This is a genomic window from Dyella sp. SYSU CM1112, from assembly GCF_058216415.1.
On record NZ_JBZEGI010000002.1, the window covers coordinates 223844 to 246737 of the forward strand.

At 57.8% G+C, this 22894-nt stretch carries 16 protein-coding genes; 9 read left to right on the plus strand and 7 right to left on the minus strand.

Translation table 11 applies throughout. The annotated features are described in order from the left end of the window. Positions 1 to 169: 169 nt before the first annotated feature. Both pgeF and rluD read right to left on the minus strand, forming a co-directional pair. Positions 170 to 919: a peptidoglycan editing factor PgeF gene (gene pgeF, locus AC4HNJ_RS04150; protein ID WP_490478260.1), complete on the minus strand. Its 750-nt coding sequence runs from the start codon at positions 917 to 919 to the stop codon at positions 170 to 172. Positions 920 to 933: 14 nt separating this feature from the next. After that, the gene (gene rluD, locus AC4HNJ_RS04155; RefSeq protein WP_490478261.1) at positions 934 to 1914 is read right to left on the minus strand and encodes a 23S rRNA pseudouridine(1911/1915/1917) synthase RluD; all 981 of its coding nucleotides are present in this window, start codon (positions 1912 to 1914) and stop codon (positions 934 to 936) included. A 71-nt stretch (positions 1915 to 1985) separates the two neighbouring features. Between rluD and AC4HNJ_RS04160 the strand changes: the two genes are divergently transcribed. Beyond that, complete coding sequence (locus tag AC4HNJ_RS04160) at positions 1986 to 2846, plus strand: outer membrane protein assembly factor BamD (protein ID WP_490478262.1); 861 nt, start codon at positions 1986 to 1988, stop codon at positions 2844 to 2846. 263 nt (positions 2847 to 3109) lie between these two features. Here AC4HNJ_RS04160 and AC4HNJ_RS04165 read toward each other — a convergent pair whose 3' ends face one another. Further along, positions 3110 to 3613: a hypothetical protein gene (locus tag AC4HNJ_RS04165; RefSeq protein WP_490478263.1), complete on the minus strand. Its 504-nt coding sequence runs from the start codon at positions 3611 to 3613 to the stop codon at positions 3110 to 3112. Positions 3614 to 3801: 188 nt separating this feature from the next. On the opposite strand from AC4HNJ_RS04165, the gene AC4HNJ_RS04170 reads away from it, so the two are divergent. The 3 genes from AC4HNJ_RS04170 (at position 3802) to AC4HNJ_RS04180 (ending at position 5390) form a co-directional block, all read left to right on the plus strand. After that, on the plus strand, positions 3802 to 4284 hold the full coding sequence (locus tag AC4HNJ_RS04170) for an Hcp family type VI secretion system effector (protein ID WP_490478264.1): 483 nt from the start codon (positions 3802 to 3804) through the stop codon (positions 4282 to 4284). Positions 4285 to 4446: 162 nt separating this feature from the next. Further along, positions 4447 to 4965 carry a lysozyme gene (locus AC4HNJ_RS04175; protein ID WP_490478265.1) on the plus strand — a complete coding sequence of 173 codons (519 nt, stop codon included), beginning with the start codon at positions 4447 to 4449 and terminating at the stop codon, positions 4963 to 4965. Then, a complete protein-coding gene (locus AC4HNJ_RS04180) occupies positions 4962 to 5390 on the plus strand; it encodes a hypothetical protein (RefSeq protein ID WP_490478266.1) in 429 nt (142 codons plus the stop codon). The genes AC4HNJ_RS04175 and AC4HNJ_RS04180 overlap by 4 nt, the downstream gene beginning before the upstream one ends. Before the next feature lie 541 nt (positions 5391 to 5931). On the opposite strand, the gene AC4HNJ_RS04185 is transcribed toward AC4HNJ_RS04180, so the two are convergent. The 3 genes from AC4HNJ_RS04185 to sucC all read right to left on the minus strand — a co-directional run bounded on the left by AC4HNJ_RS04185 (position 5932) and on the right by sucC (position 9847). After that, positions 5932 to 7578, minus strand: coding sequence for an NAD+ synthase (locus AC4HNJ_RS04185; protein WP_490478267.1), 1647 nt, complete (start codon positions 7576 to 7578; stop codon positions 5932 to 5934). A 219-nt stretch (positions 7579 to 7797) separates the two neighbouring features. Continuing rightward, positions 7798 to 8673 carry a succinate--CoA ligase subunit alpha gene (sucD, locus tag AC4HNJ_RS04190; protein ID WP_188797202.1) on the minus strand — a complete coding sequence of 292 codons (876 nt, stop codon included), beginning with the start codon at positions 8671 to 8673 and terminating at the stop codon, positions 7798 to 7800. A gap of 13 nt (positions 8674 to 8686) precedes the next feature. Further along, entirely contained in the window at positions 8687 to 9847 is a 1161-nt protein-coding gene (sucC, locus tag AC4HNJ_RS04195; RefSeq protein ID WP_490478268.1) for an ADP-forming succinate--CoA ligase subunit beta, read from the minus strand. A gap of 547 nt (positions 9848 to 10394) precedes the next feature. Between sucC and AC4HNJ_RS04200 the strand changes: the two genes are divergently transcribed. Beyond that, positions 10395 to 11999 carry a sensor histidine kinase gene (locus tag AC4HNJ_RS04200; RefSeq protein ID WP_490478572.1) on the plus strand — a complete coding sequence of 535 codons (1605 nt, stop codon included), beginning with the start codon at positions 10395 to 10397 and terminating at the stop codon, positions 11997 to 11999. A gap of 83 nt (positions 12000 to 12082) precedes the next feature. Here AC4HNJ_RS04200 and AC4HNJ_RS04205 read toward each other — a convergent pair whose 3' ends face one another. Then, positions 12083 to 13045 (minus strand): LacI family DNA-binding transcriptional regulator, encoded by a 963-nt coding sequence (locus AC4HNJ_RS04205; RefSeq protein ID WP_490478269.1) that lies wholly within the window; start codon positions 13043 to 13045, stop codon positions 12083 to 12085. 288 nt (positions 13046 to 13333) lie between these two features. On the opposite strand from AC4HNJ_RS04205, the gene pgmB reads away from it, so the two are divergent. The 4 genes from pgmB to AC4HNJ_RS04225 all read left to right on the plus strand — a co-directional run bounded on the left by pgmB (position 13334) and on the right by AC4HNJ_RS04225 (position 22779). Next, positions 13334 to 16351: a beta-phosphoglucomutase gene (pgmB, locus tag AC4HNJ_RS04210; RefSeq protein WP_490478270.1), complete on the plus strand. Its 3018-nt coding sequence runs from the start codon at positions 13334 to 13336 to the stop codon at positions 16349 to 16351. A 61-nt stretch (positions 16352 to 16412) separates the two neighbouring features. Further along, on the plus strand, positions 16413 to 18956 hold the full coding sequence (locus AC4HNJ_RS04215; RefSeq protein WP_490478271.1) for a TonB-dependent receptor: 2544 nt from the start codon (positions 16413 to 16415) through the stop codon (positions 18954 to 18956). A gap of 267 nt (positions 18957 to 19223) precedes the next feature. After that, positions 19224 to 20486, plus strand: a complete 1263-nt coding sequence (locus AC4HNJ_RS04220) for an MFS transporter (RefSeq protein ID WP_490478272.1) — start codon at positions 19224 to 19226, stop codon at positions 20484 to 20486. A gap of 46 nt (positions 20487 to 20532) precedes the next feature. Then, positions 20533 to 22779, plus strand: a complete 2247-nt coding sequence (locus tag AC4HNJ_RS04225; protein ID WP_490478273.1) for a glycosyl hydrolase family 95 catalytic domain-containing protein — start codon at positions 20533 to 20535, stop codon at positions 22777 to 22779. The last annotated feature ends 115 nt before the right edge of the window (positions 22780 to 22894 follow it).

Below are 22894 nucleotides of genomic sequence, written 5' to 3' on the forward strand. Positions count from 1 at the left end.
AAGGTTTTGGCGGACGCGCCGCCACTGGCCGAAAAGATGCGGACAGCGCGGTGCTATTCAAGCGGAATCCAGCTTGATACCAGGCCGCAGGTTAAGCCACCCAGCGGGGAGAGGCGAGTCATGCTCGCCCTGCGGACGCTTCAGGGCCGCCACTGCGAGGCTTTGGAAATTAACTCTGAGTCAGCCAGATCAGGCTGGCAAAGCGGCCGCTACGCGCACCTTCGCGCCGATACGAATAAAAACGCGCGTCACTGCGCGTATCGAAGCCACCTCCATAGATACGCGAGATACCGACAGCTTGCAGCCGTTGTCTTGCCAACACGGCAAGGTCACAGAGCCAATGGCCTGGGCACGTGGGTGTGAAGGCGGCATCCGCGGCGGCGGCGTGATGAGTAAATGCCTTGCGCACTTCCTCGCCCACTTCATAGGAAGCGGCACCGATACATGGTCCTAGCCAGGCCATTAGGTGAGTGGCTGGCCGCTGCATCTGGGCGACAGTCTCCTCCAGCACTCCGGCGGCAAGCCCGCGCCACCCGGCATGGGCGGCGCCAATGGTGCTGCCTTCGTCGTCACAGAACAGGACAGGCAGGCAATCGGCCGTCAGTATCGCCAATACCGTGCCAGGGAGATGCGATACGGCAGCATCGGCCTCGGGCTCTCCGGGACCTGGCAAGGGCCCGAGTTCGGCGATCACGGTGCCGTGTACCTGCCGCAGCCAACGGGGTTCCGCGGGAAGCGCCAGCGCCTGACGCAATACGCTGCGGTTATTGCACACGATCTGATTATCTTCTCCCGTCCGCAGCCCGAGGTTGAAACGTCCGAACGGCGGCTGCGATACACCTGGCCCCAGGCAGGTGGTCACCGCGGCACGCACATACCGTGGCGCGGGCCAATCGGGAAAGATCCAAGCGTCATTCATCGAAGACGAGGTCATTACTCGTCCTGAGTATTGATAGCGAGATCGGTGCGAAGCGCCGCGATCAGCTCTTCCATGTCATGCGGTCGTGGCACCTCGAACGAGAGGCCCTGACCAGTAACAGGATGCTCGAACGACAAGCGTTCGGCATGCAGCGCCTGGCGTCGAAAACCGCGCAGCGCCGTTACCAGCTCCGGGATGGCCCGCTTGGGCAGCCTCAGGCTGCCACCATACAAAGGATCGCCGACCAACGGATGACCGATGTGTGCCATATGCACACGGATCTGATGGGTGCGCCCCGTTTCCAGGTTGCACTGAATCAGCGTATGCGCGCGAAAGCGCTCACGCAGGCGGTAATGCGTGACGGCGTGCTTGCCGTCATCCTCATCGCGGACCGCCTGACGCAACCGGTCGCTGTGATGGCGGCCGATAGGAGCATCTACGGTGCCCCCGGCGATCAAGGCACCGAGCACCACCGCTTCATACTGCCGCTCTACCGCATGGCGGGAGAGCATGTCGACCAGTGCCGTATGCGCGGCAAGGGTCTTGGCAACAACCATCAGGCCGGACGTGTCCTTGTCGAGACGGTGCACGATGCCACCTCGCGGCAGCTCGGCCAGCTTGGGGTCGTGATGCAGCAAAGCGTTGAGCACCGTACCCGCAGGATTACCGGCGCCGGGATGCACGACCAACCCCGCCGGCTTGTTCAGCACCAGCAGATATTCGTCCTCGTAGACGATATCCAGGGCAATATCTTCCGGTGCGCTATCGACCTCGATCTGAAGCTCGGCCTCCAGGCATACCTGCTCGCCGCCTCGCAGCAAGTGACGCGGCATCACCGGCGCGCCATCCAGGGTTATGGCGCCGGCCTTGATCCAGGCGGCGAGACGGGAGCGGGAATAGTCCGGGAACATCTCGGCCAGCGCCTGGTCGAATCGTCGACCCGCAGCTGACAGGGGCACCACTGCTTCATGACGGATGATCGAGCCTGTCTTCACCCTCGATCCCCCGGCTGGGAGCCTGTTTCGGCTATGATCCCTTTTCGCTCTGACATCTGAACCTCTTACTCATGCGCGTAACCAAGCTGCCGGCCATCCCGACAACTGCTCTTAAAGTACTGATCGTGCTCGTCCTGGCGTTGACGATGAGCGCCTGCTCCTGGTTCCGGCACAAAGGCGATCCGCTCGATACCTTGCCGTTGCCGCAGCTTTACGCCAGAGCCCACAACGATCTCATTCATTCCGACTACTCGGCAGCCGAGAAAGCCTACCAGCGTCTGATCGCCCGATTCCCGTCGGGTCCGTTCAACGAGCAGGCCCAGCTTGAGCTCGCCTACGCGCAATACAAGAACAACAAGCCGGATGATGCCTATTCCACGATCAACCGCTTCATCAAGGCCAATCCGCTCAACCCACATGTGGATTATGCCTATTACTTGCGCGGCCTGATCAACTTCGACCGCACCGCTGGTGTGTTCGAACGCGTGTTTTCCAGCAAGCAAATGGGTGCGCAGACTCGTCGCGACCAGGGCTATAACCTGAAAGCATTCGACGATTTCGCCGAACTCAGCCGCCGCTTTCCCGACAGCGCCTACGCGGCGGACGCACGCCAGCGCATGATTTATCTGCGTAACGTGCTGGCCCAGTTCGAAATCAACGTGGCGAAGTTTTACCTGCGCAACAAAGCCTATGTAGCAGCGGCAGATCGCGCGCAGTATGTCGTCGAGCACTACCAGGAATCCCCCGAAGCAGGTGACGCCCTGGCTATCATGTGCCGCAGCTACCTTGCCTTGAACCAGAAGCAGCAAGCCGCACAGGTCCGCAAGGTGCTCGCGCTCAACTATCCGGATCATCCTTATCTAAAGGACCCGAAGTGGCCGCATTCGCCGTCGCTGATACGCAAGATGATTCCGTTCTCGGGTCACTATTGACGCAGTAAATCTCTCAAGAATCAAAAAGCTGGCGACAATGGTTGCCAGCACTTTTGGAAAAACATAGCTACACCAAGGATTGTAGATCCTGTGCAACCTGGCAGAGCCACGGATAGGCTTGTGCTAGAAAATCTTTAGCTCGCCCACATTACTTAATAGTCAAGCGCCACGCGGCTATTAAGCCGGCTACTCGAAACGTCCCAAATCATCAAGCGTGTAAACGGCATTACTCCGCTCTCCGGGTTGAGCCGACATAGGCAGGCTCAGTTCGAAGCCCTATTCGCTGCGGGGTCATCGGATAAGTTGAAGGCCGTTACCTTTATCTTCTGATACTTGCACGCAGCATCATCACACAAGCCTGAAAACCATATTTCACCATTGCCAATCATGACGCCCTCGTCCCGGGTGAATAGCAATGCGTACCTCTGATTCCTCACTGTAGCTATAAGTTCAGAGGAAAAAATGCGCGCATAATTAGCAACAAAATCTCTTTCGGACCGCAGAATTATTTTCCTACCCTTAATCGTTAACGACATCGGGTAATTAATCATGCCCGCCACCTTCGCCACATCTCCCCAGGCGACGGCCCGCTGAAATTCCTCGAAGAATTTCCGATAGAGCACGTGCTGGCCAAAAAGCAGGTCAAGGCGAGCATCAATCTCACTGTCTGCTCGCGTCTCGGGCTGATCGCCTTGAAATGGCGCGCTCGCATAGCATCCGTGTGCATAAAGCAACATCAGAATCAGCAGTATCGTCCTTGCCTTCATGTTGCATCCCGACGACTAATTTTTTTGGAAAGCTAAAGATCTTCCTACCAAAACTATCAGAAAATCCGGACACGATTTCAGGACTTTTCCGATGGAAGTTCGCCTGATATCCAGGCAATTAATACTTCACGTGTCTCGCTAAATCATAGACACCTCATCATACCTCTCTGTCCATTATCAGGTGCTCAATGGCAATCCCTCTATACCTATGGCTTAAAGATGAAGACGGAACACTTGTAAAAGGATCCAGCCAAGTCACTGGGCGGCTAGGAAGCATTGAAGTATTGAGCTTTTCTCACGGCCTCCATATTCCCATCGATGGAAGCACTGGAAAGCTCTTAGGAACCCGCTCCCATTTTCCGTTACTTATAGAAAAAGAAATAGACAAATCCTCCCCTTATCTTTACATGGCCATAGCGAAAGAAAAAACACTTCAAACAGCAGAAATAAAATGGTACCGAATAAACAATGCCGGGCACGAAGAAGAATATTTCAATATTTTAATGACAAACGTAAAAGTTGTTTCTGCCTGCCCACGCGTCCCCAACATTAAAGAGCAACCTTCTTCCCACCTAAACCACTATGAAACAATTGAGTTTCGCTATGAAGAAATAAAATGGTCATACCTTGATGGAAATGTAGCCTTTAAAGATTCTTGGAATTTTATCTGATAAGAAAAACACTAGCATCATTTAATTATCGAATTCATCCTTAAAAATCTCTTCGATTAATCCCATGATGATTGGCAGCTATCGGAAATGGAAATATCTCGCAGCCTAAACCGATGGGGTTTCTATGAAGAGGTCATCATCATACGTGTGTAGGCTGAAAACATGGCAAACGAGCATATGAGCTTGAGCAAGGCTGGATATGCAGCGCTCAGGCGCAGAGAGGGCACTAGGCTCCATTATTACAACGACAAGAAGGTCAACGGCAACTGTACATGGGGAGTGGGCACGCTGGCCCATTTCGGGCCATGTACTCCAGAAGAACTGCGCCAAAAGGTTACGGCTAAAGATGTCAATCGAGAGTTAGCGGTGCGTGTGCACGAGAAAGAACGCATCGTGAGAAGGCTTATAAGGCACCACCAGCTGACTCAAGCTCAGTTCGACGCTGCTGTCTCCTTCGCCTACAACTCCAATACCATCAACACGCGACGTGCGTTGGCGCCAGCAGATCGCGGAGACATGATTACGGTGGTACAGCGGATGATGCAGAACGTATACATCACGCCACACGATGCTTATGGTCGTCGCGCTGGCACTCCAGAGTACAGCCGAGGACTCCATAATCGGCGTATCGAAGAGACACAGCCATTTCGAAACAGCATGGTTACCGGAGTACCTCAATGAAGTACCCTGCACTTGCATCGATATTGCTCCTGCTATTAGCGAGCGATTGCCACGCACAGGTACTCACTATCACCGATTTTGTTGGAACTTGGAAAATCACCAAGCTAGCGGGTTATGCGAATATCAGTGATGGGCCACCTGGTCTAAAGGTATTGCAGGGGACTACGTTAATTGTCTCTCCGAAGGGAATAAAGCTTGGCATTGATAAAGAAGCCTGCCTCTTCACATCAGGCTTTGAAGTCAAGGAAGTCGAAGCAGCGCCATACCTTAAAGACAACGCCGGGGCAACTCCTGAAGGCGTCAAGCTTCCAACCAGAGTAACCATTCTAGATAGTGATGCCTGCCCGCCAATTTTTTGGCTAAACGAAAATCTTTTGGAGATTGATGTAGGTGGCGTTTTCGTTACTGCTGAGCGACAACAATAAGGATAAAGCCATAACCCGCGATGACGAGCCAGGTTCACAGGGAATATGTAAGACCCAGGCTCACTTCCTTAATGCAACAATCCCATGCCTTTGCGTTGCGATGCAAAAATCAAGTATGTATCAGCATTTCCGATGCCGAAACGCATATCAAGCATAATTCGGACAATAAATGGAATTAACCGGCGGGCCACTTAATCACCTCGGAAATCATCTTATAACTTATGAGATCGTAGAAATTCAACGAAGAAGCTTTTCCCACGTTTGTTATTGGATTTTTATGTCGCCACTTGCATATCTATAGGCATATTTTCCGCACACCTACTCACCGCCCTTCTATTTAATGTGCCACTGACCTGGGCATAAAATCATTCCATATAACAAGGGAAGATCCGGCCAATGCCGACGACTGGAAGACTTGGTCCTTATGGCGTATTGGCTATTTCCCCCTGATCGGCTGGATTGCGATTTTCTATGCCGCAAATCCATACGCCGCCACTTCAGAAAAATAAACTAGCCGTCAAGCGTCGCAAATAGGCCCTATCTACTTCCAACCGGAAGTAATCGGATAACGCCGTTCACGACCAAATGCGCGCGTCGTAACACGCGGTCCAGGCGCCGATTGGCGCCGTTTGAATTCGTTGGCCAAGACCAGGCGTACCACCCGATGTACGACGGTAGCGTCGTAACCTGCGGCGATGATTTCTGCTTGCGATTGCTCTTGCTCTATAAAGCGCACAAGAATCGCATCGAGTACATCGTAGGGTGGAAGCGAGTCCTGATCTGTCTGGTTTTCGCGCAGCTCAGCCGAAGGCGGGCGCTCGATCACCGCCGGAGGAATCACCCAGGCGTGACCACGCTGCGATGAAGCATCTTGATTAATGGACTCATTACGCCAGCGCGCAAGCCGATAGACTTCTGTCTTATATACGTCTTTGAGTGGCGCGTAAGCGCCACACATGTCGCCATAGAGCGTGGCATAACCCACCGCCATCTCGCTCTTGTTGCCGGTCGCCAGCAACAAGCGACTATGCTTGTTGGACAATGCCATCAACATCACGCCGCGCGTGCGTGATTGCAAGTTTTCTTCCGTAATGTCGGGCTTCTTGTCGCCAAACAACGGCGTGAGTGCGCTCACGAAGGTGTTGTAGACAGGTTCGATACCTACAACGTGATACTCGACGCCGAGTCGCTCGGCTTGCTCACGTGCGCCCTCCAACGATAGCTGCGAGGTATAGCGCATCGGCATCATTACAGCGGTGACACGCTCGGGTCCTAGCGCATCTACCGCTAGCGCCAAAGTGAGTGCCGAATCGATGCCGCCGGAAAGCCCAAGCAGCACTCCACCAAATCCGTTCTTGTCGATGTAGTCGCGAATACCGCGAACCAATCCAGCGTAAAGCACTGCTTCGTGCGATGTGTCGGAAACCGTCGGCCAATCGCGTGCATGCAAGGTGCGATCGGAGGGATCGAAATCAGCCCACAGCAGCGCATCGACAAATGCAGGCGCGCGGGCGGCGATGCTTCCGTCGCCGTTCACCAGCAGCGAACCACCGTCGTATACCACCTCGTCCTGACCTCCAACAAGGTTGAGGTAAACGAAGGCGCATCCGGTCTCCTTTGCCCGTGCGGCGAGTACGTCCTCGCGAGTGGCCTGCTTAGCCTCATCCCATGGCGAGGCATTGATCACCACAATCAGTTCGGCACCTGCCGCTGCCGCCGCGGCAGCGGGCTCGCTTTGCCACACGTCTTCGCAAATCAGATAGCCGACACGAACGCCATCGACAATGGTTACCGCACTGGTACGGCCATGACGAAAATAGCGCTTATCGTCGAATACACCGTAATTGGGCAATGCCTGTTTGTGCGTGATCTGTGCGATTTCCCCGCCTCGCAGCAAGGCCGCAGCGTTATACACCTCGCCCAGGCTGTGCGGAAAGCCGACGATGGCGGCAAGACCGTTGGTCTGGGTGGCCAGTTCCTGGATTGCCTCCTGGCACGCAGCAAGAAAGCTGGGGCGCAAAAGCAGGTCTTCAGGCGGATAGCCGCTGATCGTCAGCTCGGGAAATACGACCAGCGATGCATTCCCTTCCTGGGCTCGCATCATCAGCTCGCTGGCTTTGGCGGTATTGGCAGCGACGGCACCGACAGGAAAATCGTATTGAGCCAGCGCGAGGCGAAGAACGGCCATGTGTGACGCTACTTATCTGGGGATCGAGTGGCGCTACATGGTAGTGGATGTGATCCAGTACAAGAGCGGAAAACGGGCCTTCATGCTCCGGAATAGGGGCAATGCACGGGTCCGTGTGATGCGTTCCTCTTCTTGCCTCGGCAGAAGGCAGTGCCCCGGGGCAAGGAAAAAGGGCCGCATCGCTGCGGCCCTTTTGTGCGAACGCGGTAACACAACCGATTACTTTTTCAGCAAGCCGGCGAGCGTCTTGCCCAGGTCCGCCGGCGACTTCACGGTGGTGACGCCAGCCTTTTCCAGCGCGGCGAACTTTGCAGCCGCCGTACCCTTGCCACCGGAGATGATGGCGCCGGCATGACCCATGCGCTTGCCAGCCGGAGCCGAGGCACCTGCGATGAAAGACACCACCGGTTTCTTGACGTATTCACCGATGAACTCAGCGGCCTCTTCTTCGGCGCTGCCGCCGATTTCGCCGACCATGATGATGCCTTCGGTCTGCGGATCGTCCTGAAACAGCTTCAGGCAGTCGATGAAGTTCAGGCCATTGATCGGGTCGCCGCCAATGCCAATACAAGTGGATTGGCCCAGCCCTTCATTGGTGGTCTGGAACACAGCTTCATACGTCAATGTGCCGGAGCGCGACACAATGCCGACCTTGCCTGGCTTGTGGATGTGGCCCGGCATGATGCCGATCTTGCACTCGCCCGGGGTGATGATGCCGGGGCAGTTCGGTCCGATCAGCACGGTTTCCGGATGCTGCGCCAGCACGTTCTTTACGCGCAGCATGTCGAGCACCGGAATGCCTTCGGTGATCGTCACGATCACGCGCACGCCGGCGTCGATCGCTTCGAGGATCGAGTCGGCGGCAAACGGCGGCGGCACGAAGATCACCGACGCGTCGGCACCGGTTTCGTCCACCGCTTCGGCCACGCTATTGAAGACGGGCAGACCAATATGTTCGGTGCCGCCCTTGCCTGGAGTTACGCCACCGACCACCTTGGTGCCGTAGTCGATCGCCTGCTCGGCGTGGAAGGTGCCCTGCTGGCCGGTGAAGCCCTGTACGATCACCTTGGTGTTCTTGTTAACCAATACGCTCATGACTTAAAGCTCCTCACTTCGCGGCAGCCACGGCTTTTTTCGCCGCGTCGTTGAGATCGTCGGCCGGCGTGATCGCCAGACCGGAGTTGGCCAGCAGCTCGCGGCCCTTCTCCACGTTGGTGCCCTGCAGGCGCACCACCACCGGAATCTTCAGACCCACTTCCTTCACCGCGGCGATGATGCCTTCGGCGATGAGGTCGCAGCGCACGATGCCACCGAAGATGTTGACCAGGATGGCCTTCACCTTGTCGGAGGAAAGAATCAGCTTGAACGCTTCGGTGACGCGCTCTTTCGTCGCGCCGCCACCGACGTCGAGGAAGTTGGCCGGCTCGCCGCCTGCCAGCTTGATCACGTCCATGGTGGCCATGGCCAGACCCGCACCGTTGACCATGCAACCGATGTTGCCGTCCATGGTCACGTAGTTGAGGTTGTGCTGCACGGCAGCCGCTTCGGCGGCGTCTTCCTGCGTGAGGTCGCGCATTTTGGCGAGATCAGCATGACGGAATTCGGCGTTGTCGTCGGAGTTCACCTTGCCGTCGAGCGCGGCGAGATTGCCGTCCTCGAGGATGGCGAGCGGGTTGAGCTCGACCAGCGACAGATCCTTCTCGTTGAACAGCTTGTACAAGCCCAGCATGATCTTGGTGAGCTGGTTCACCTGCTTCGGATTCAGATCCATCGCGAAACCGAGCTGGCGGCACTGATAGGGCTGCAGCCCTTCGACGAAATCCACCACGACGGTGTGGATGTCTTCCGGCGTCTCTTTGGCCACCTGTTCGATGTCCACGCCACCGTGCTTGGAGGCGATGAAGGTGACGGCCTTGCTGTCGCGATCCACGAGGATCGACAGATACAGCTCCTTGGCGATATTGGTGGCATCGGTGACCAACACCAGGTTCACCGGCAGCGCACGGCCGGCCGACTGGTACGTTTCCATGTTCTTGCCCAGCATGCCCTTTGCGGCGGCATGGACGTCATCCAGGCTCTTGCAGAACTTGACGCCACCGGCCTTGCCGCGACCACCTGCGTGGATCTGGGCCTTGACCATCCATTGCGAACCACCAAGGTGCTTGGCAGCGTCGACAGCGGCGTCTGGGGAGTTAGCGATTTTGCCCGGCGGCACGGCGATGCCGTACTGCGCGAACAGCTCTTTGGCCTGGTACTCGTGGAAATTCATTCGATACCTCGAGTGAATGGGGAAGGATCGAGCCTGTGCGGTAGCCACAGCACAGGCTGGGAGAACGGACGGCGGTGATACGCACTACCGGCGTGCAGTGCGCTGCAGCCACGCAAGGGTGGACTGATTAATTTTTCGTAGGTGTCACCATTGTTATCCGGCTGCAGGTCGCAGCCCCATCGGCGAAGACAGCCTGTCCTCCTGGCGCTGAGCAACGCCCTCCGCACCTCCGGACACCATGACACCTATGAAAAATTAATCAGAGCATCCCTCACATGGCGAAAACCGCGCAATACGGCCAGGTATTTTCGCGGAAGCGAGACCTGATGGAAAGGGGCGCTCTCCGAGCCACCCCCTGGCTTGGGCGCCCTTGCCGCATTTCAGGATTGAGGTACGCCGCCAATCTTGCGAAAGTGGCGAGGCGAGACGGTTTCGAAGAAACCCTCGCAGACAGCCATTGAACCAGGCATTTCCTCAGGGGGAGGGCAGGAGAATGGCCCATGCTCACCTTGATCGTGGAGCACCCAGCGCCGTGTCCAGCCGCGTGATGTCCGATTCGCCCAACAGCACGACGACCCGACATGAGTTGTTGTTTCTGAATTATTTCCGGCTCGCACAGGCACTGGTTTACGTCGGACTGGCCTTTACCCCAGCGGGTATGGGCTGGCCTCATCTGGATAACGTCGGGCTGGCGCGATTGGTCGCCGCGGGCTACCTGCTTTTTGCCCTGGCGGTGGTATCCATTACGCATTTGACCAAGGCGCTAGGCTGGCTCGGGGTGCTCAGCACCTTGTTCGTGGACATCGTGGCGGCGGTACTGGCGATAGCTGCCATGAATGATGCGCGCATCGGCATCGCCATGATGCTGGCCGTCAATCTGGCCGCGGGGGCTTTGCTGCTTCCGCTCAGGCTGGCGCTTTTCCTGGCTGCGCTGGCTACGCTGGGCGTACTGGGCCGAACGCTGTTCTCACTGTCGCACCCCGCCTCCATTGACGACCGTGATTTTCTTGAATCAGGTCTGTTCGGGATGGCGTATTTCGCCATTGTGGTGTTGTGCCACGTGCTTGGACGCCAGCTGCGCGCCAGTGAAGCACTGGCCGAGCAGCGAAGCATCGACCTTGTCAATCTTGCCCAGGTCAACGAACTGATCATTCGCCGCATGAAAACGGGCGTGATGCTGGTAGATGATGCCAATCGCATCCATCAGATCAATGAATCCGCATGGATGTTGCTCGGCAATCCCTCGTCCGACCAGCGGGACCTTGGACGCGTAGCGCCTGAACTGTCACGGCGCCTTTATCACTGGATCACCTCGGGCAAGCTGGATGAAACCGCGACACAACTCGCCGATGGCATGCCGGAGGTGGTTCCGCGCTTCAGTCGCCTCGCCCCTAACGACGATTCGCTGGTGCTGATTTTCCTGGACGATACGTCGCTGGTTTCGCGACGCGCGGAGGAACTCACGTTGAGTTCGCTGGGGCGACTTTCAGCCTCAATCGCGCATGAGATCCGCAATCCACTTGCGGCTATTCGCTATTCGGCGCAGCTCCTGGCGGAATCCACTGAGATGAGCGCCACTGATCTGCGCATGGTGGAAATCATCAACAATCACTGCAGCCGCCTCAACGACATTATTGAAAACATTCTGCAACTGTCACGGCGCGAGCGCTCGCGTCCAGAAACGTTGAACCTCGGTGACTGGGCGCACGGCTTCGTAGAGGAATACAAACAAGGCAACGATCTGGGCAGCGACTCCTTGCGGGTGATCGATAACAGCGCAATACCCGTTGTGGCCGTCGCCGATCCGCAACAGCTGCATCAAGTCGTCTGGAATCTTGTGCAGAACGCGCTGCGTTATGGGCGCATGCCGGGCGAACCAGCCCGCGTGCTGGTCGTAGTACGGCATGGCGAACATGGCGTACCGATTATGGAAGTGATCGACCGGGGACCGGGCATCGCGCCGAAAGTGGCGGCACAGATCTTCGAGCCGTTCTATACCACCCACGAATACGGCACAGGGCTGGGACTCTATCTTGCAAGACAGATGGCAGAAGCCAACCAGGCTGCTCTGGAATACGTGCGCGTCGCGGGTGGTGGCAGTTGCTTCCGCCTGGTGCTAACGCCTCCTGCGCGTATCGAACCCACGGTGTAAATGCGAACCAGCGCCATCCATCCGAGAACTTGATTTCACCCTGCCAAAGGCCTGGCCCCCTAGCCTGCGGCACAAGGCTTTTGTTATGTCGCCCTGATCACCAACGTAGTCGGCAACATCTGCGATTGCATGGGCTGTCCATGGATCAATGAAAGCACCTTGCGCGCCAGCAATACGCCGCCCTCCTGCCAGTTCTGCCGGACGGTGCTCAGTGGCGGAAGAAAACTTGCACCGAGTGGGGTGTCGTCGTAACCGATCACGGACACATCATTGGGCACCGACTGCCCAAGCTCCACCAAGGCACGGATCGCGCCCATCGCCAGCAAGTCGCTGCAAGCGAAGATGGCATCAAACCGTACTTTGCGAGCCCATAGGGAACGTACTGCATCCACGCCCGATTCCAGCGTGAAATCAGCCCGCCGCAACAGCAGTGGCTTGATCCCGTGCCCGGTCAATTCGTCGACAAAGCCAAACAGACGCTGCGCCATCTCGGGATGATCCGGATTGCCGATAAATACCGGATGGCGTCGTCCGATCGAAAGAAAGCGCTCGGCGACACTGATCCCGCCCTGGCGATTGTCGCTACCCACGACGACGTGACTGTCACCGCCTTGCGCCGCCGCGCCCCATACCACCATCGGCAAGCCCAGTTTGTCATACAGGCGCACTGCATCCTGCCGGGCACCCTGGCCTAAAAGGATCAATCCGTCGGCGGCCTGGACCGCCGCGTCCGAAGCGCCCTGGCGTGTGGTCAGCAGCACGCTGTAACCGGTCGATGTTAATTCCTGGGAGATACCACCTAGAAGCGACAGCGGGTATGGATCCCACATGGTGCGGCCGGAAGAAGGCTTCATCTCCACGATCACCGCCACCGTATGGCTACGCCGCAAGCGCAGGTTGCGGGCACTTACGTTCAATTTGTAGCCATGTTTGCGCGCCAGCGCCTGAACCCGCTCCCGCGTTTCCGCGTTTACCAGCGGGCTCTCGCTGAGCGCACGTGACACCGTGATTTTCGACACCCCCGCCAGCTCGGCCAAATCTGCCATGGTCAGGCTAGTGCGGTGTGCAAGAGGTTGTTTCTTCTTGGCCTGCGTCAAAAGACGACCCTCAGGAAAGAGGTTGCGTGATTGCCGGAAACAGCTGCGCAAGTGTGCCCGAGCTAACCGTCTCAGCCAAATGCGACCACGTTTCCACCACAACGCGTGGCGCATCATGGTGCGCCGCGTCAATGATATCGATATCTTGATATCGATATCATTCACTTTTATGCTCGCCCACCACAGGCCACCCGGGCCGATGAAAAGACCAAGCAGAAGATGCCAAGGGGAGAATGCGTGCCTAGCCACGATGCGCAAGCCATAGCCATGGAACCGGCCTACCAGGCATCTCCCGATCCCTGGCGGCTGGTGCATGTGCACCGTCCGGCCGTAAGCGAACAGGCCAAATTAGAGAGCCTGTATGCGCTGTCCAACGGCGTATTAGGTGTGCGTGGCGGCCTGGAAGAAGATCGCAGCCCTACGCAAGGGACCTTTCTTGCTGGCGTATGGGAACGCACCCCTATCGAGTATCACGAGCGCTTTCCCGGCTTTGCCCGTACCACGGATACGCGCATCCCGGCGCCGGACGGCGTTCGCATCAGCCTGCGTTTGGGCGAGGCGCCGATCGACCTCGGCGAAGGCGAATGGCTGGCCTTCGAACAGTCGTTGGATCTGCGATCCGGCTGCATGGAGCGAACCCTGCGCTGGCGCTCCCCTTCGGGCGTCACTCTGCAGATCGACGCGGAACGCATCGTGCCCCTGCAGACGCCGAATCTGCTATGCATCCGCTATCGCGTCACGTCCGTCGACTACAGCGGCCCGATCACGCTCGAATCGGCCCTGATCGCCAGCAACACAGCCGCCGAACAAGGTGACGACCCCAGAATCGGCGCTCGCATCAGCGGCGGCCTGAGCATCACCGCCTCCGATGCCGACCGCACCCTGGCCTCGATCTGCCAGCGTACCCAGAACAGCCATATTCGCCTGGCCAGCGGCCAGCGGCACCGGCTGACCCAATCCAACATCATGTTCGCCCGCGCCATTATCGAAGACGGCCAGGGCGTGCAGCAGCACTACGTGGCGGAACTGGCCCCCGGCGATAGCGTGGTGCTGGAGAAATTCGTGGCCTACGCCTGGAGCCGCCCGGAGGGTGGAGACACCGAAGCCTCTCTGCTGGATGCCGTCGCCACCAGCCTGGAACGAGCTCTGACGCAAGACTTCGATGCACATCGCGCTGAACAGGCGCGCGCATGCGAAGCCTTCTGGCGTGACGCAGATCTGCACATCGACGGCGATGCCGCCGTCGAGCAAGCGCTGCGCTTCAATGTGTTCCACCTGCTGCAATCCACCGGACGCGACGGCCATAGCAGCGCGGCTGCGAAAGGACTTACCGGTGAAGGCTACGAAGGTCATTACTTTTGGGATGCCGAGGCATTCGTCCTGCCTGTATTGGCGGTGACCTCGCCGGAGCAAGCACGCAGCATGCTCGAATATCGCATCAATACGCTCGACCGCGCGCGCAACCATGCGCGGGAAATGAACCACCCGGTGGGCGCCTTATATGCCTGGCGCACCATCAGTGGTGACGAATGTTCAGCGTATTTCCCCTCCGGCTCTGCGCAGTACCACATCAACGCGGCGATTGCTTTCGCAATCCGTCTTTACGTCGATGCAACGGGGGACACGGACTTCTTCGTACGCGGCGGTGCCGAGGTCCTGTTCGAAACAGCACGTCTATGGCACCAGGTGGGTAACTACAATCCTCGCCGCGGAAATGCCTTCTGCATTTGCCAAGTGACCGGGCCGGACGAGTACACAGCGCTGGTCGACAACAACTACTACACCAATCACATGGCGCAGCAACATCTGCGCTATGCCGCTACGGTAGCTTCGCAGCTGGGACGCGAACGTCCGAAAGAATACGCACGCATCGCTTCCACGCTAGAGCTTTCCGATAGAGAAATCGCGGCATGGCTGGCAGCAGCCGATGCCATGTACCTGCCCGTCGATCCGGAACTGGGTATTTTCCCGCAAGACGACGACTTCCTCGACAAGCCGCGTCTTCCCATCGCCAATCTGGCCGAACACGGTCACCGGCCACTCCTTTTGCAGCTGCATCCGCTGACGATCTATCGCCACCAGGTCTGCAAGCAGGCCGATGTGCTGCAGGCCTTCGTACTTGCCGGCGGCAGCATCGATAAAGCCAGTAAACGACGCAATTTCGACTATTACGAGAGCGTCACAGTACACGACTCCACGCTGTCGGCCTCCACCTTCAGCATCGTTGCATCGGAAGTGGGTTACACGCAGAAGGCCTATCAATACTTTCTGGATACGCTGCGAGTCGATCTGGACAATCTACATGGCAACACCTCGCACGGTGTGCATATGGCCGCCATGGCCGGAAGTTGGCTGGCATTGGCCTGGGGCTTCGGCGGCATGCGTCCGCTGGACGGACGCCCTGCGTTTGCGCCCACACTTCCCGCTGCCTGGAACGGATATCGCTTCGGCGTTCGTTGGCGAGACCACCATATCCGCGTGTCGGTGAAAAAAGACCGCGTGGAATACACCCTGACGCGTGGCGTGCAATTGGAAATCCTGCACCACGGCAGGACCGTCGTATTACACGCCGGCCATACCGTCAACCTGCCTCTTGCGACGTCATCGCACACAGCTCTGCAAGGTGTCATTTTCGACCTGGACGGTGTGATTGCCGACACCGCTGTGGTGCATCACGCCGCCTGGAAAAAACTTGCTTCGGAAATCGGCCTCCCCTTCGACGATTCCATCGGCGAACGCCTCAAGGGTGTCGATCGACGCGGTTCGCTCGACATCCTGCTCGAGCAGGCGCCTAACGCGTACTCCGAAGACGAAAAGGAAGCGCTGGCCTCTCGCAAGAACGAGTACTACCGGCAGCAAATCGAATTTTTCGGACCACAAAATCTCTTGCCTGGCGCACGCCATGCGGTCGAGTCCGTGCGCCGTGCCGGCCTGAAGACGGCGCTCGCCTCTGCCAGCCGCAATGCATCTCTTTTGCTTGAAAGGCTCGGTATCGCCGATTTGTTCGACTACGTGGTCGATGCCAACCACGTCAGTCGAGCCAAGCCCGATCCCGAGATTTTTCTGGCCGCTGCACGCGGCCTAGGGTTGGAACCGAGCGAATGTCTCGGTGTGGAAGACGCTGCGGCAGGGATTGCCAGCATTCACGCTGCGGGAATGAAAGCGGTTGGAATCGGCCATGCAAGCGCATTGGCTGGAGCAGATGTGCTGCTGCCGAACGTCGCCGCGTTCGACATCAGTTTGTTCACAACATAAGCGGCTAACAAATGCGGCCACGCCGCACCATCACATACAAAACAGTTGGGGAGAACGTTTGATGAAAACCATGCCATTGACACGTCTAGCCTTATCAGCAGCCATTGCGGCGACGCTTATGTCTGGCGCTGCCTATGCGCAGGATTCCAGCCAGGCGCAGAGTTCCACGACAACGCCCAGCACAGCTGCGCCCCAAAGTCCGGGACAACAAGCGGCCAACGCCAAGAATGCCTCGACACTGCAGCAGGTTGTCGTGACCGGTACTGCAACGTTCGGGGGCATCAAGAAAATCGACGCCGCGTACTCGATTACGTCGATGTCCGCCCAGCAGATCAAACAAGCCAATCCTGTCAGCGCGGCTGATCTGCTGAAAGCATCGCCCGGCGTCTTCCCCGAATCTTCCGGCGGCCAGACCGGCGCGAACATTGAAGTGGCCGGCTTCCCGGGCGGCGGCGACGCACCCTACGCCACTTTCCAGCTCAACGGCACGCCGCTTTACCCCCTCTCGTCACTGTCATTCTTCGAGAACTCGTCCATGTTCCGCCTGGATGACACGGTTGATCGCGCCGAAATCGTGCAGGGCGGTCCGTCCGTGTTGTATGGCAATGGCCAGCCAGGTGTCACCGCAAACTTCATCCTCAAGGAAGGTACGGACGTTCCCTCCGGCGATATCGGCTTTACTTACGGTACCGACAATACCCAGCGTCTCGATGGCTTCATCGGCTTCAAGATCGCCAACAACTGGTACGGCAGCATTGGCGGTTTCTGGCGTCGCGACAACATCCGCGATCCACAATTTGCCGCAGACAAGGGCGGTCAGCTTACCGCCACCTTGACCCGCGACTGGGATAGCGGTTCGTTGATGTTCTATGCCCGTGCACTCAAGGATCACAATCAGTTCGTCACCGATACGCCGATCTACAACCCGAGCAAGGGTCAGTTCTCGGATTATCCGGGCTTCAGTCCGCTCACCGGCACCTTCGGCAGCAAGGCTGACCAGTACGAGTTCATCGAAACCACGCCATGCGATACAACCGGATGCAAGCCCGGCGGCATACCGGTCAATCTGGCCAAGGGACGTGGTGCGGATATCCATACCTTCGGCGCCAATTTCGACTGGGATTTCGGCAATGGCTGGTCGCTGTCCGACAAGCTGGGCGTGACCGCCGGCCAGATGAATACCATTTCGTTTTTCAGTACCGGTGCGAATCCCACCACCCTGGGGGATTACATCGCACAGCAAGAAGCTGCCGACAAGTTACCCGCTGGCCTTACCGCCAATGCTACCTATACCAACGGTCAAGCGGCTGGCATGAATCAGAACGTGACCACGCAAGGCCTCTGGTATGTGCACAAAGACCTTCAGTCGTTCTCTAACGAGTTCCACATCAGCAAGGAGCTGTTCGACGGCAATACGTTGACCGTGGGCAACTACTCGGCGGTTTATAGCGATCACGATACGTGGTTCCTGGGCAACAACATGTTGCTGCAAGCGCAAACCAATCCGAATCCGATCGTCGTGTCATTGACGAATGGCGCCAATACCTGGGACCTCACCGACCCGCAAGGCTTCGTTGGCGCGGTCAATCCGGGCGGTGCCATCGGCGAACGCTGGAATGCCTTCAACACCGCTTTCTTCGCCACCGACACCTGGAAGATCGGCAACTGGCTGATCGATGGCGGCATGCGTGTCGAACGGCAACAATCCAGCGGCGGTATTGCCAATTCCGCTTCGGGTGACCTGGATAACAACCCGTACACGCTCTACAACAACAACTCCACCTATTTCGCGCCAGGTGAGTCTTTCATCCACTATCTGAAGACCGCGAAATCCTGGACGATCGGCGCCAACTACGAGTTCAACCCGAACATGAGTGCCTATGTTCGTGCGAACCTGGGTATCCACTTCCCTGGCTTCGACGACCTGCGCGGCTTACCCACCACGCCGATCCAAAAGGTCAAGAACTACGAAGTCGGCTTCAAGTATCAGTCTGGCTGGATCTATGCCGACATCAGTGCATATCGCCGCTTGTTCTACAACGTGCCTTACACCATCACCACCGATCTCGGGCAGTCGACCTTCGTGTACGGTTCGCAGACCAAGGGCGTGAACTTCACCACCACCGTCACGCCATTCCAGCACGCATCGATCCTGTTCTCCGGCGACTACATGGATGGTCACTATGACCGTTACATCGGTTGCGTCTCCTATGTGACCCAAAGCGGTAGCAATGCGTGCGCCAGCATCAACGGCATGCAACTGCAGCGCCAGCCGAAGTTCCAGTTCCGCCTGACCCCGTCCTACGACATTCCCGCCAGCTGGGGTGACGTAAAGGCATGGATCACGTATGAGTACATCGGCAACCGCTACGGCGACCTGATCCAGCAGCAACCGCTGGGTGACTACTACGACCTGTCCTTTGGCGTGCAAGCGAATGTCGGCCAGCACTGGGTCTATAGCGTGCAGGGCACCAATGTCACTAACCAGATCGGCATCACCGAGGGCAACTCCCGCTTGTTCGGCTTCGCCAGCAGCGGCGGCGTGATCCTGGCGCGTTCGATCTGGGGCAGGGAGATCTCGGGACAGATCAAGTACAACTTCTAATCGGGCAACAGCAATGAGGGATGGGGGCGAGTGGCCGTATATCACTCGACCCTCCCCTTATCGCCCGCTCCCGAAACGAGTGTTAGCCGCCCTCCCCTCCTTTGGGCACCCATGGCTGGACAGACCGTTCGGCCATGGACTTTCCATCCGATACACGTTGTAGAGTGGACGCCGCCGACGGCGGTTGGAATTCATTCCGGCCGAGCGTCACGGTATTCCTCCTGCTGGCGAGTTTTTCGCCACGCATCTGTTACCAGGCAGGTAGCCATGAACCGATTTCGCATGATCGCCGCGCTCGCCCTGATCTACATGGTGTTCGCCATACTGCTTAACAGTGTAGGCACGGTCATCCTGCAATCCATTTACACCTTCGGCGTCGACAAGCCGCAGGCAAGCCTACTGGAACTGTTCAAAGATCTACCGATTGCGATTACATCGTTTCTGGTCGCGTCCTTTCTTCCCCTGCTTGGCTATCGGCGCGCGATGATGATCGCGCTGGCTATCGTCGCCTGCGCATGCGTGCTGATGCCGTTGTATCCGAGCTTTCACACCACGGAACTGCTGTTCACCTGTGTCGGCGTGTCATTCGCGCTGGCCAAAGTGTCGGTGTATTCATCCATCGGCCTACTCACCAACGATCGGGGCGAACACGGCCGGCTCACCAACACTATCGAAGGCCTTTTCATGGTCGGTGTGCTGGCCGCCGGCTGGCTGTTCAGCGCCTTCGTCAATCGCACTCATCCTGCGAGCCCATCCTGGCTGAATGTCTACTGGGTCATCGCGCTGCTGTGTGTGCTGGTGATCATGCTGCTAGCCACCTCGCAACTGGATGAATCTGCCGCACGCACACATGAGTCCGACGCGGTGCAAGGTTCCGTGCTGGAGATGGTGCATCTGTTCCTGCGCCCCTTGGTATACGTGTTTCTCGCCTCCGCTTTTCTGTATGTGCTGATCGAACAAAGCTTCAGCACCTGGTTGCCGACGTTCAACAACGAAATCCTCATGCTGCCCAATGCCATGAGCATTCAGCTGGCGACCATTCTTGCAGGTGCCTCCGCCGTGGGCCGTATCGTCGCGGGACAGCTATTACGCCGCATGCCGTGGTATGCGCTGCTGAATATCTGCGTGCTAGGCATGGGGCTACTGGTCATGATGACGCTGCCTCTCGCCCAAGGCGTAGTACAACGTCCTCATGTCGGCTGGATGAATGCTCCTGCCGCGGCTTATCTGATTCCACTGATCGGCTTGCTGATGGCACCGATCTATCCGGTCATCAATTCGGTGGCGTTGAGCTCGCTGCCCAAGCCTTCGCATGCGGCCATGACCGGCCTGATCGTGATCTTTTCGGCGCTGGGCGGCACGCTCGGCTCGCGCATCACCGCCATCGTTTTTTCACGCTTCGACGGTATCCACGCGTTTTATTTTTCGCTGGTGCCGATGTTGCTGATTCTCGTCACACTGTTCTTTTTCAAGCGCGAGACCGATCGTGCCGGAACGGGAACCGCTACCGTGACACTCGCCGCCAAATAGCGTGATCCGTCAGCGGAGAACGCACCGCATCATTGCTGGAGTTTCCATGCGCTTTCGCCACATCGGCATGTCTGGGTTGTTCATCGTTGCATGGGCAGCCGCATCCATCACTCACGCAGCGACGGACCCGAGTTTTCTGCTCAGCGGCTCGTCGGATAATTTCGGCAGCTACTTCCCCAGCTATCTCGCCAACGGCTACTTCTCCACCATGACGTCGCCGCGCGGCACGGAACCGGCGCGTGCCTACATGGTCGCTTTCATGGATTACAGCAAGGGAGACATCTCGCGGCCGGCGGCGATTCCGGGCTGGAGCGAGATCGACTACAACCCTGGCGGCGGCTGGATCAATTCCACTCGCCTGGACAAAAAAATCTTCGCCGGCTACTCGCAGACCTTGAACATGTACGATGGCACGCTTAGCACGCGCTATCAGTTCAACTACGCGAACAAATCGACCGATGTGCAGGTCACGACCTTTGTCAGTCAGGCTGACAAGCATCTTGCCGCGACGCAGATATCGATCACGCCTCAATTCGACGGCCATGTCGAACTGACTTTCCCGATCCGCCTATGGTCCGAATATCAGCCGCGTTTCCCGATTGGCAGCATGACGGGCGATGAGATGATCTCCGCCGTCATCGCCAGCGGCCAAAACCTCGACAACAAGCCAATCCCCACACCCGATCGCGCACCCGTGTGGTATCCCGGCTATACCGAAGTACTTTCCAGTGACGGCAACACCAAGGAGTTGACGCTCTGGTTGAACGGCCGCGCGAAGCAAGGACTGAGCATGGCGGAAGCCGCGGCGATCGAGTTGCCGAAGGGCCTGGATATCGAGAACATCAAACTGGAAAAAACGTCCACGCTGCTCTCCCTGCACATCACCGCCAAGGTGCAAAAGGGCACCACCTACACCTTCACCAAGTACCTCGCTGCTTCTCGCCAGGATTGGGGCGGCGATGCCAATGCCGACGTTGCGCTCGCCAAGCAGGCACGACAGACCGGATTTGCAAGCTTGCTGGCCCGGCATGAAGCGGCCTGGCATCAGTTGTGGAAGTCGGACATCGTGATCGATGGCGATCCGGCTGTGCAGAAAGCCGTGCATTCGGATCTGTACTACCTGCTCTCCAACACGACAGTAGGTACCGCCTGGCCGATGGGCGCTTGCGCGCTCACCCCGAACTACGCGGGACATGCGTTCTGGGACAGCGACTCGTGGGTATTCCCGGCCTTGCTATTGCTTCATCCGGAACGCGCCAAACCGATCGTGATGTTCCGCAACCGCACCATGCAGCCGGCGCGCGAACGCGCGCTCCACTATGGCGCGAAAGGCACGATGTATCCGTGGGAGGCCGATCCGCAAACTGGCGTGGACAACACCCCGCACTTTGCGTATGGCGTGTACCGCGAGATCCACGTCAACGCTGACATCGCCATTGCGCAATGGCAGTACTACCTCGCCACCGGCGACAAGGCGTGGCTGAAACAATATGGCTGGCCCGTGATCCGGGATATCGCCGAATTCTGGGCAAGTCGTGTGACCTACGACAAAGCGGAAGATCGCTACGAGATCATGCACGTTACATCGCCGGACGAAGCCTACGACGACGTCCCCAACGACTCCTTTACCAATGCCGCTGCGCGCAAGGCATTGCGCATTGCGATCGAGGCCGCAAAGCTAATTGGCCAACCCGCCGATCCGCAGTGGTCCACCATCGCGGACAAAATGTATATCCCGTTCCTTGAAAAGCAGCAGCGTCATCTGGATTTCGACGCATCCGTACCGCACGACAAGATCACCTGGATGGGTTCGTCACTGGTCTGGCTGATGTATCCGAACCTGGACCTGCCGATGTCGGAAACGGTGCGCCGCAACGATTTCGATTTCCAGCTGCATGAGCTGAAAGTGCATGGCGACGATCCCAACGAGATGATGATGGTGATGCTTGCCGTAGGCGCCTCCGAACTCGGCGACGCCAAAACGGCCGGCGACTGGATCCAACGCAACCTGGTTGGCTTCTTGAAGGCGCCCTTCAACGTGCGCACGGAAACGGTTGCCAATAATGCGGGTTACATCCTTGCTACGTCCGCAGGCTTTCTGCAGAGCATGATCTACGGCCTGACCGGCCTGCGCATCGATGACAAGGGCCTGGACCAAGCCTATGCACCGGTGTTACCGCCGTCATGGAAGTCGCTGACACTGCGCGGCGTTACCTTCCGCGGCAAGCAGTACGACATTACGGTGAAACGCGATGCATCGGGCAAGACGGTCCTGGTCAAGCAACCGCTATGACACTTGGATGCCAGCACGTCATCGGCAGAGACCGGGGTCATTTCGCCAGTCTCTGCCCGGCTGTTGGTTCAAACTGCCGAACCCCGCTCGCGCCTCCTGAACCCGATCGATTCGA